The sequence below is a fragment of the Streptomyces sp. 13-12-16 genome, assembly GCF_002114215.1.
GTDB lineage: Bacteria > Actinomycetota > Actinomycetes > Streptomycetales > Streptomycetaceae > Streptomyces.
This window is the reverse complement of the sequence record NZ_NCTE01000719.1, coordinates 1-10,396: the sequence shown is the minus strand read 5'-3', so window position 1 is coordinate 10,396 and position 10,396 is coordinate 1. Positions and strand designations below refer to the sequence as shown.

Here is a 10,396-nt window from a genome sequence, read left to right as displayed (position 1 = left end):
CCCCCCCCACCCGCCCCACGATCGGCCCCCCCCGCCCCGACCCCGACCACCACACCACCCCCGTCGCCTTCCCGTACCCCGACGGCTGCGGCAGCTGGCAGCAGGCCGACGTCCGCACCGCCCGCGACCGCCTCGGCTGGCGCCCCCGGATCAACCTCGAGGAGTCCCTCGCCGACATCTGGATGGAGGCGGCATGCCGTATCTGACCAGCGTCAAAGCCGGCACGGCGAGCACCGGCGTCCGCACGGGCTTCGGCGTCCCCGGCCTCGCGCACCCCCTCGTCGCCCCGGCCGAGTGGAGCGAACTCACCCGTCCGGGCATCCCTCTGCACTGGGTCGTCCTCGACGTGGCCGACGGCCCCGGCGCCCGACCCGACCCGCGGTGCCTGGAAGCGGCCGGCCGCCTCCGCAACGCCGGTGTCCGCGTCCTCGGCCACCTCGACACGGCGTACGGCCTCCGTACGTTCGGCGAGGTGCTCTCGGACGCCCACCGCTTCATGGACTGGTACCAGGTCGACGGCTTCCTGCTGGACCGCTGCCCCGCCGACCGGGCCGCGCTCCCCGAGGTCCGGCGCACGATCACCACACTCCGGGCGCTCCACGACGCCCACATCGTCCTCGGCCACGGCACCCACCCGTACCCGGGATACGCCGAGCACGCCGACCAGCTGGTCACCTTCTCCGGCCCGTGGAACGACTACCGCTGGTCGCAGGTGGCGGAGTGGACCGCCGACCACCCGCCCGAACGCTTCTGCCACTTCGTGCACGGGGTACCCCGCCCGCACCTGGACGAGGCCCTGCGCATCGCCCGCTGGCAGGGCGCCGCGACGATCTACTTCACGGACCACACCCACCACGCGGGTCACCGTGCCCGCACTGCCCCCTGGGAGCCCCTGCCCGGCTACTGGGACGACATCGTCTCGCGTATCGGAACGGGTGTCTCGGAATGAAAAAGGCCATGGCACTGTTAGGCGAAGAACAACTGTAGTGATTGACCGACCAACGGAGTCCCCGTGTCGTTGCCACCCCTGGTCGAGCCGGCCCCCGAGCTCACCGTAGACGAGGTCCGCAGGTACTCCCGCCACCTGATCATCCCCGACGTGGGCATGGACGGGCAGAAGCGGCTGAAGAACGCCAAGGTGCTCTTTGTGGGCGCCGGCGGCCTGGGTTCGCCGGGTCTGATGTACATGGCCGCGGCGGGCGTGGGCACGCTCGGCATCGTGGAGTTCGACGAGGTCGACGAGTCGAACCTGCAGCGCCAGATCATCCACAGCCAGTCCGACATCGGCCGCCCCAAGGCCGAGTCCGCGCGTGACACGATCAAGGGCATCAACCCGTACGTGAACGTGGTCCTCCACGAGGAGCGGCTCGAGGCCGACAACGTGATGGACCTGTTCAGCCAGTACGACCTGATCGTCGACGGCACGGACAACTTCGCGACCCGCTACCTGGTCAACGACGCCTGCGTGCTGCTGAACAAGCCGTACGTGTGGGGCTCGATCTACCGCTTCGACGGCCAGGCGTCGGTCTTCTGGTCCGAGCACGGCCCCTGCTACCGCTGCCTCTACCCGGAGCCCCCGCCCCCCGGCATGGTCCCCTCCTGCGCCGAGGGCGGCGTCCTGGGCGTGCTGTGCGCGTCCATCGGCTCCATCCAGGCCAACGAGGCGATCAAGCTCCTCGCCGGCATCGGTGAGCCGCTGGTCGGCCGACTCATGATCTACGACGCCCTGGAGATGCAGTACCGCCAGGTCAAGGTCCGCAAGGACCCCGACTGCGCGATCTGCGGCGACAACCCGACCGTCACCGAGCTCATCGACTACGAGGCCTTCTGCGGCGTCGTCTCCGAGGAGGCCCAGGCGGCGGCGGCCGACTCCACGATCACTCCCAAGCAGCTCAAGGAGTGGATCGACGACGGCGAGAGCATCGAGCTCATCGACGTCCGCGAGCCGAACGAGTTCGAGATCGTGTCCATCCCGGGCGCCCGCCTGATCCCCAAGAACGAGTTCCTCATGGGCAACGCCCTGGAGAGCCTGCCGCAGGACAAGAAGATCGTCTTGAACTGCAAGACGGGTGTCCGCAGTGCGGAAGTCCTCGCCGTCCTGAAGTCCGCGGGCTTCGCCGACGCCGTCCACGTGGGCGGCGGCGTGATCGGCTGGGTCAACCAGATCGAGCCGGAGAAGCCGGTCTACTGACCGACCCCGGTACGAACACGGGCCGACGCGGGGGCTCCGGGCACCACGAGTGCGCGGAGCCCCCGTCGTCGTCATGAGCAGATCTTGCCGTCCTCGGGCACCGTGCCGTCCAGCAGGTACGCGTCCACCGTGGAGTCGACGCAGTCGCTCCCGCTGCCGTACGCGCCGTGGCCCTCGCCCTTCCAGGTGAGCACCACACCGACGTCCTCGCCCAGCTCGTCCGCCATCTTCCGGGCGCCCTCGTACGGCGTGGCCGGGTCGCCGGTGTTGCCCACCACCAGGACCGGCGCCGCGCCCGGCGCGCTCACCTCCGGGTTGTCGAACTGGCCGGGAACCGGCCAGTCGTGGCACCAGCCGGCCGTGTCCCAGCCGAGGAAGGGCCCGAACACGGGCGAGAGCTCCTCGAACTCGGGCAGCAGCTCCTTCGCCTCCTCCAGGGTCGGCCGCTGCTTGTCGTCCAGGCACGATATGACCCGCTGGGAGTGGGTCGTCGTGCCGTAGCTCCCCGAGGTGTCGCGTTCGTTGTAGTTGTCGGCCAGCGCCAGCAGCTCCGTGCCGTCGCCCTCCTCGGCCGCCTCCAGCGCGCTGGTCAGCACCGGCCAGCTGGTCTTGCTGTACAGCGGCAGGATGATGCCGGTCAGTGCCAGTGTCTGCGTCAGCTCACGCCCGGACGACGACGTCGGCAGCGGGTCGGAGTCGATCCGCTCCAGCAGCTCCGCGATCTCCCGCGAACCCTCCTCGGGATCCCGCCCGGTGGACTTCAGGTAGTTGTCGAGGGCCGTCTGGAAGCCCCGGGTCTGGTTCTTGGCGTGGCCCACGGTGTCGGCGCCGGGGTCGACCACCGCGTCGAGCGTCATCCGTCCCACTTTCTCCGGGAACAGATGGGCGTAGACGCCGCCCAGTTCGGTGCCGTAGGAGATGCCGAAGTAGTTCAGCCGGTCGTCGCCGAGGGCCTGCCGGATGCGGTCCATGTCGCGGGCGGTGTCGGTGGTCGAGACGTGGGCCATCAGCTTCCCGGCGGCGTCCTGACAGCCCTTGCCGAAGTCGGCGGCGTCCTGGAGGAACGTCCGCTCCTCGGCCGGTGTGTCCGGGGTGCCGTCCACCGACGACTCGGCGGCCTGGATGCTCTTGTCGTCACGGCAGCGGATGCCCTCGCTGGCGGCGACCCCGCGCGGATCGAAGCTCACCAGGTCGTACCGCTCGCGCAGCTCGGAGGCCGTGGCGGCGTAGGACGGCATCATCGACACGCCGGACCCGCCCGGCCCGCCGAAGTTGAACAGCAGTGAGCCCAGGCGGTCGTCGCCCGTGGCCTTGGCCCGGATCAGCGCCAGCCCGATCGTGGAGCCGTCCGGCTTCGACCAGTCCAGCGGTACCCGGAGAGTGGCGCACTGCCACTCCTCGTCCGGCGCGGGGGCGTCCTCGGAGGCCTGGCAGCGCCCCCAGTCGAGCGCCGTCCCGCCGCTCTTGCCGTCGTCGCCGGAGCCGTCGTCCGACGAGCCGCCGCCGCTGCAGCCGGCCGTCAGCAGCGCGGCGGCGACCGTCAGGGCCGTCCACCGTGTGAAACGGGTCATGTGCCATTTCCCCCCTCGCTGGCCGTCCGCACCGTGCCGCGGATGGCGGTCAGGCCATGGTAGGCAGATCCGCCGCTCGCCGGGGAAGCCTGTGGATAACACTCTGACCTGCGGTTATGTACTGAACCGCAGGTCCACTCACGAGCAGACGGTCCCGGACGCCGGCACCTTTCCGTCCAGGAGATAGCCGTGCACCGCGTCCTGTACGCACTCGTTCTCGCTGTTGTAAGCCCCGTGCCCCTGCCCCTTGTACGTCAGCTCCACACCCACGCCCGCACCGAGCGCCCGCACCATTCTGCGCGCCCCCTCGTACGGGGTGGCCGGGTCGCCGGTGTTGCCGATCACCAGGATCGGAGCCGCGCCGGGGGCGTGGACATCCGGATGCTCGGCGGCCCCGGGCACCGCCCAGTCGGTGCAGCCGACCATGCCCCACGCCAGGTACTCCCCGAACAGCGGGGACGCGGTCCGGAACTCGGGCAGCCGGCGCTCCACGTCCTCAGAGGTGTAGCGGGCCTTGTCGTCGGCGCAGTTGACGGCCACGTTGGCCGGGACGAGGTTGTTGTACTCGCCGTTCTCGCCGCGTCCGTTCATCGAGTCGGAGAGCACCATCAGGATCGTCCCGTCACCGTCGTACGCCTGCTCGAGGCCGTCGGTGAGGAACTCCCAGAAGTCCTGGGAGTACAGGGCCTGCACGATCCCGTTGGTCGCGGCGGTCTGGGTCAGTTCGCGCGGGAAGACGCCGGGGACGGGCGTGCGGTCGAGGTCCTTCAGCAGTTTGGCGATACGGTCCTTCACGTCCTGCGCGCTGTCGCCGACGGGGCACTCCCCGGTCCTCGAGACGCAGTCCTCGGCGTAGTTGTCGAGCGCGAGCTGGAACCCCCGTGCCTGTCCCAGCGAGCCCTGTTCCGCGGTTTCCGTGGGGTCGACGACCGCGTCGAACACCGCGCGGCCCACCTTCTTCGGGAACAGGTGGGCGTAGACGCCGCCGAGTTCGGTGCCGTAGGAGATGCCGAAGTAGTGCAGTGTGTCGTCGCCGAGGACCTGGCGCATCAGGTCCAGGTCACGGGCGGCGTCCGTGGTGCGCACATGCGGCAGCACCCGCTCGGAGTTCTTCTCGCAGGCCGCGTTGAACTCCTCGGTGCCGTCCAGGAGTTCCGTGCGCTCGGTGCTGTCGTCGGGGGTGGCGTCCTGCTGGAAGTACGCGTCGAGCCGCCGGTCGTCCAGGCAGGTCACGGGTGCGCTGCGGCCGACCCCGCGGGGATCGAAGCTCACCAGGTCGTAGCGGGTGCGCAGGGTCGCGTAGTCCTCGCCGAACGCGGGCAGGGCGGTGACGCCCGAGCCGCCCGGACCGCCGAAGTTGAAGATCAGCGAGCCGATGCGTTCGCTCGCCGCGCCGCTCGACCTGGCCCGGATCAGTGCGATGCCGATGGTGTCGCCCTCGGGGTCGTCCCAGTCCAGTGGTGCCTTCATGGTGGCGCAGCTCCACTCGCCCCGGCCGCCGGGCAGGGGTGACGGGGCGGAGTCCCCGCCCTGCTCCTGGGACGGAGCCGGGCAGTCCTTCCAGTCGAGCTGCTGCTCCGTCAGGTCCTCGGTCCTGTCGTCGCCCTCACCGCAGCCCGCCAGCAGCGCGGACAGCAGCACGGCGCAGACGGTCGGGACGGCGGCACGCAGACGGAAGGGGCGGGGCATGGTCCCATCCTGCGGTCGCCCGGAGCGGGACGCGCGGGACACGGGCCGTACGAGGTAAGGGGCCCTCGCTCACAAGGCCGCCTTGCGGGTGAGGTGGTTGAAGGCCAGCCAGCCCGGCAGCACCGGCAGCCAGAGCGTCAGGAGCCGGAAGAGCAACACCGCCGGCGCGGCGACCTCCTTGGGGAGCCCGACCGCGATGAGACCGACCGTGAGGGTCGCCTCGACGGCGCCGACACCGCCCGGCGTCGGGGCCGCCGACCCCAGTGCGTTGCCGGCGAGGAAGACGACGGCGACGCTGGCGATGCTGACCGAGGTCGTCTCGTCGCCGAACGCCCGGATCGAGGCGTCCAGGCACATCACGAAGCACGCCGTCAGCAGCAGCATGCCGCCGATGCCGGTGATCAGCTTCTGCGGCCGCTGCAGCACGTCGAGCATGCGCGGCACGACACCCGCGAAGAGCGACCGCACGCGCGTGACGACGAATTTCCGCAGGAACGGCACCGAGGTCACCACGAGCACCAGCACCGCCACCGTCAGCAGACCCCCGATCACCGTGCGGGACGGCGAGAGGGAGGGCGTCTTCTCGGTTCCGGTGAGATAACCGAAGGCCAGCAGCATCAGGATGTGGCAGCCGAGCCCGAAGAGCTGCGACGCGCCGACGCTCGCCACCGCGAGCCCCGGCCGTACCCCCGCGCGCTGGAGGAACCGCGTGTTCAGGGCGACGCCGCCCACCGCGGCCGGAGCGACGATCTTCACGAACGACCCGGCGACCTGTGCCGCCACGGTCCGCACGAAAGGCACCCGCTCGGGCACGAACCCGAGGAGGGCCATGGCCGCCGCGACGTAACTGGCCGCCGAGAACAGCACCGCCGCGGCCACCCAGCCCCACTCCGCGTTCTCGACCAGCGGGCCGAACTCGATGTGGGTGAGCTGCGTCAGCAGGAAGTACGCGCCGATCGCACCGGCGATGAAACTGATCAGGGTCCGCGGCCGGACCCGCTCCAGGCGGGCCGGTTCCACCGGGGCCTGCGGCCGGATCCGCAGCACCTCGTGCCGGATCTGGGTGAGCAGGTCCTCCTCGCGCGCCTCCTCCATGGCCTCGTCGACGGCCCGCTTCTCGGCCCGCTGCTCCGCGCGTACGGCCTTCTTGTCGGGCTTGTCGAGCACGACCTGGTGGGCACCGTGCTCCGCGCGGGCCGGCTTGGACTGCCGGTAGGCTTCCAGGACCGCCTCACGTTCGCGTTCCGCCCGCTCCCGGGCCAGCTGCCGCAGCGTCCCGCGCGTGGAGCGGCTCAGCGCGATGGGCTGGAGCATCGGCAGGCAGTCCGCCACGGTGTCGGGGCCGAGGACGCTCAGCGCGGAGGCCACCGCGCGTTCGGCACCCACCCTGAGACCCAGGGTCACCAGCAGTTGGGAGGTGTCCATGCGCAGCAGCAGATCGCCGGCCGCGATCTCGCCGCCGCGCAGATCGGTGAGGATCACCGTGCCGGAACGATCCACCAGGATGGCGTCGCCCACCAGCCGGCGGTGCGCGATACGACGGGACTGCAGGGCCCGTACCTGGTGCCAGGTGTCGCGCAGCAGTTCGTCGGTGATCTCCTCGTCCGGCAGCGAGTCGAGGGTGCGCCCGCCGCTGTGCTCGTAGACGAGCATCACCGCGTCGGGGCCGAGTTCGGAGGTCGCGATCAGCTTGGGGGCGTTGGCGCCGGCCGCGATGGCCGCGTAGGCCAGCAGTGCCTCCTGCTCCAGCGCCTGGCGCAGCGACTGCAGGCTGCTGCGGGTGGCGAAGCCGCGCAGGGCCAGATTGCGCCACGCGCGGTAGAAGAATCCCTGCGCCTGCTGCTCACGGTCGACCACCGTGACGTCCAGCGGCGGACCGTCCTCCAGGGTGACGAAGTACCGGCGTCCCCGGTCCCCGGCCTCGGAGGCGTCGCCGGACTCCACCCGGGACGCGGTCACGGGGCGGAAGCCGACGGTGCGCAGGCCCGCCATCAGGGTGCGGCCGGTGGGGCGCACATTGGGCGAACCGACCGCGTAGAGGGTCCCGTAGGCGACGGTCCAGCCGATCAGGACCGTCAGGATGATGGAGAACGGTGTGGTGTACCCGGTGACGAGCATCGAGAAGGCGTCGAGGAGCAGCACCACCCACAGCACCGCGCGCCACCGGGGTCTGCGGGACATCCCGACGGCCGTCATGTACGCGATCACGGGGGCCAGATAGCCGTGCACCGGGTCGGTCAGGGCGTGGATGTCGCCGGGGGAGGGCTGGGTGAGCGCCTCCTGGATCGAGTCCGGCGCGGCACGCGCGACCCACAGGTCGGTGGCGAGTGTCACACCGTGCGCGAGGACGGCGGCGAGCACGCCGTCGGCGATCCGCAGTCCGTCCCGTTTGATCAGCCGCTCGATGGCGAAGGCCACCGGCACCAGGAGGATCGCGATGCTGGAGGCCAGGCCCGCGATCTTGATGAGCAGGTCGGGTGCCTGCCCGGTGCCCTTGTTGATGTCCTGTTCCAGGCCCGAGGTGGTGCCGTGGGCGAACGCGGCGATCGCCAGCAGCACCACGACGGCGAGTACGCCCGCCAGGAGCCGCATGAGGTCGGACGGGCGGTGCACCCGCGCGGGGAGCAGCGGTTCGTCGCCCTCCACCTCGTCGATGTGGGCCGTCTCGGGGGCCGCGGTGTCCGGGCGCGACGAGGCGTCAGGGGTGCCCTCCGTGTCCTCGGGGTGCGCGCCCTGCTGCTTCATCGTCTCTTCTCGATCTTGTATCACCAGTCACCGCCCGCACGATGGTGGCATGCCGTAGCGGCACAAGGAGGCATCAGGGTCCGAACGCGGGCCGCACAGTCTGCCCGAAGTGCCGCTCCGGGGCGAGCCGTGCGCACGCGCGCGAGCGCGTCACGTTGTCGGTGGGGTGGGGCAGGATGGGCAGGATGAGCCAGGAGAGCCTTCCGTCCGACGGCGGTCCGGGGCACCCGGACGCCCTGCCCGAGTACGCCGAGCGGGTCCTCGAGGTGACCGAGCTGATCCCGCCCGGACGTGTCATGACGTACGGGGACGTGGCCGAGTGGCTGGGGGAGGGCGGCCCCCGGCAGGTCGGGCGTGTGATGGCCCTGTACGGAGGAGCGGTGCCGTGGTGGCGTGTCGTCCGCGCGGACGGTGTGCTGCTGCCCGGCCACGAGCTGAGGGCCCTCGGCCACTACCGGACGGAGGGCACGCCCCTGAAGGAGGCGGGCCGGGCCGCGGAGGGCCATGTGCCGCGTCTCGACATGAGGCGCGCGCGGTGGGACGGCGGCGGGCACACCGAAGGTCACACCTGACAGCTTCCGCCCTCGCGCACGCCGCCGTGCGACCTCTGACCCCTCGAGGTGACACGGAGCACATTCGTGGCATGACGTACGTTCGTGAGGCGAGGGACATCTGCGGCCGGAGTGCCCGGAGGGAAGAAGCGGAAAGTCTGCTTCCGCACTTTCCACCGGCGTAGCGTCGACCGCGCGTGCCCCCCTCACCCCGCGCCCGCCGCCCCGCACACGCGGCGAACGGCCCCACAGCACACCCACCAGGACCGGCGAACCACGTGAGCTCCTCTTCCTCCACCAGCGGCCTGTCGCACCCCCAGGTGCGGCGGGGGAACCGTGGCGCTTATCGACTGGTGCGTACCCCGCCCGCTCGGGTGAATCCCCCTCGCATGGACGCCGCACAGCGCTCCGTGGTTGAGCACACGACCGGCCCGCTGCTCGTTCTCGCAGGTCCGGGCACCGGAAAGACCACCACCCTGGTCGAGTCCGTGGCCGCGCGGATCGCCCGTGGCGGGGACCCCGAGCGGATCCTGGTGCTGACGTTCAGCCGCAAGGCGGCCGTCGAGCTGCGCGACCGCATGGCCCTGCGCATCGGGGCCGCGCGCGCCCCGCAGGCGACCACCTTCCACTCGTTCTGCTACGCCCTGATCCGCGCCCACCAGGACAGCGATCTCTTCGTGGAGCCGCTGCGGCTGCTGTCCGGTCCCGAGCAGGACGTCACCGTCCGCGAGCTGCTCGCCGGCCAGGTGGACCTGGAGCGGCTCGGGCTCGCCCATGTGCGCTGGCCGGACGAGCTGCGCGCCTGCCTGACCACCCGCGGCTTCGCCGACGAGGTCCGCGCGGTGCTCGCCCGCAGCCGCGAGCTGGGTCTCGGCCCCGGGGCCCTGGACGCCTTCGCCCGCCGCATCGGGCGCCCCGACTGGCGCGCCGCCTCCGCCTTCCTCGCCGAGTACCTCGACGTCCTCGACCTGCAGGGCGTCCTCGACTACGCCGAACTGGTCCACCGCGCGGTGCTCCTCGCCGGCCGCCCGGAGGTCGCCGGACGGCTGGCCGCGCGGTACGACGCCGTCTACGTCGACGAGTACCAGGACACCGACCCCGCCCAGGTACGGCTGCTGCGCGCCCTGGCCGGCGGCCGCACCCTCGTCGCCTTCGGCGACCCCGACCAGTCGATCTACGCCTTCCGGGGCGCGGACGTGGGCGGCATCCTGGAGTTCCCGCACGCCTTCCCCCGCGCGGACGGCAGCCCGGCCCCGGTCGAGGTGCTGCGCACCTCCCGGCGCTCCGGCGCCGCCCTGCTGGAGGCGACCCGGCGGGTGACCCGGCGCATGCCGCTGCCCCGCCTGCCCGCCGAGAAGGTCCGCGCCCACCGGGAGCTGACCCCGGACCGGGACGGCGGCCGGGTCGAGGTGTACACCTACCCGACGTCCGGCACGGAGCTGGACAACATCGCCGACATCCTGCGCCGGGCGCACCTGGAGGACGGCGTTCCCTGGAAGGACATGGCCGTCCTGGTCCGGGCCGGCGCCCGCACCCTCCCCGCCGTCCGCCGCGCGCTCACCTCGGCGGGCGTCCCCGTGGACGTCGACGGCAACGACCTGCCGCTGCGCCACGAACCCGCGGTGGCACCACTGCTGACGGCCCTGCGC

7 protein-coding genes and 1 pseudogene are annotated in these 10,396 nt (G+C 71.6%); 5 read left to right on the top strand and 3 right to left on the bottom strand.

All coding sequences use genetic code 11. The features are described 5' to 3' along the window. From B7767_RS27045 to moeZ, 3 genes and pseudogenes are all read left to right on the top strand, one after another. Nucleotides 1–206, top strand: a pseudogene (locus B7767_RS27045) (reductase); the annotation flags it as partial. Further along, a complete protein-coding gene (locus B7767_RS27040) occupies nucleotides 194–949 on the top strand; it encodes a spherulation-specific family 4 protein (RefSeq protein WP_085574464.1) in 756 nt (251 codons plus the stop codon). The pseudogene B7767_RS27045 and the gene B7767_RS27040, both read left to right, overlap by 13 nt. Before the next feature lie 63 nt (nucleotides 950–1,012). After that, the gene (moeZ, locus tag B7767_RS27035; RefSeq protein WP_030835051.1) at nucleotides 1,013–2,191 is read left to right on the top strand and encodes an adenylyltransferase/sulfurtransferase MoeZ; all 1,179 of its coding nucleotides are present in this window, start codon (nucleotides 1,013–1,015) and stop codon (nucleotides 2,189–2,191) included. A gap of 71 nt (nucleotides 2,192–2,262) precedes the next feature. Here the strand turns inward: moeZ and B7767_RS27030 are convergent, their stop codons facing one another. The 3 genes from B7767_RS27030 to B7767_RS27020 all read right to left on the bottom strand — a co-directional run bounded on the left by B7767_RS27030 (nucleotide 2,263) and on the right by B7767_RS27020 (nucleotide 8,196). After that, nucleotides 2,263–3,762, bottom strand: a complete 1,500-nt coding sequence (locus B7767_RS27030; protein WP_085574463.1) for an alpha/beta hydrolase — start codon at nucleotides 3,760–3,762, stop codon at nucleotides 2,263–2,265. 138 nt (nucleotides 3,763–3,900) lie between these two features. Further along, nucleotides 3,901–5,451: an alpha/beta hydrolase gene (locus B7767_RS27025; protein ID WP_085574462.1), complete on the bottom strand. Its 1,551-nt coding sequence runs from the start codon at nucleotides 5,449–5,451 to the stop codon at nucleotides 3,901–3,903. A gap of 69 nt (nucleotides 5,452–5,520) precedes the next feature. Further along, nucleotides 5,521–8,196, bottom strand: coding sequence for a lysylphosphatidylglycerol synthase transmembrane domain-containing protein (locus tag B7767_RS27020; RefSeq protein ID WP_085574461.1), 2,676 nt, complete (start codon nucleotides 8,194–8,196; stop codon nucleotides 5,521–5,523). Between the two features lie 185 nt (nucleotides 8,197–8,381). Here B7767_RS27020 and B7767_RS27015 point away from each other — a divergent pair, with 185 nt between their 5' ends. After that, nucleotides 8,382–8,768, top strand: a complete 387-nt coding sequence (locus B7767_RS27015; RefSeq protein WP_085574460.1) for an MGMT family protein — start codon at nucleotides 8,382–8,384, stop codon at nucleotides 8,766–8,768. Between the two features lie 257 nt (nucleotides 8,769–9,025). Beyond that, a partial coding sequence (locus tag B7767_RS27010; RefSeq protein WP_143652653.1) for an ATP-dependent helicase occupies nucleotides 9,026–10,396 on the top strand: 1,371 nt, incomplete at its 3' end.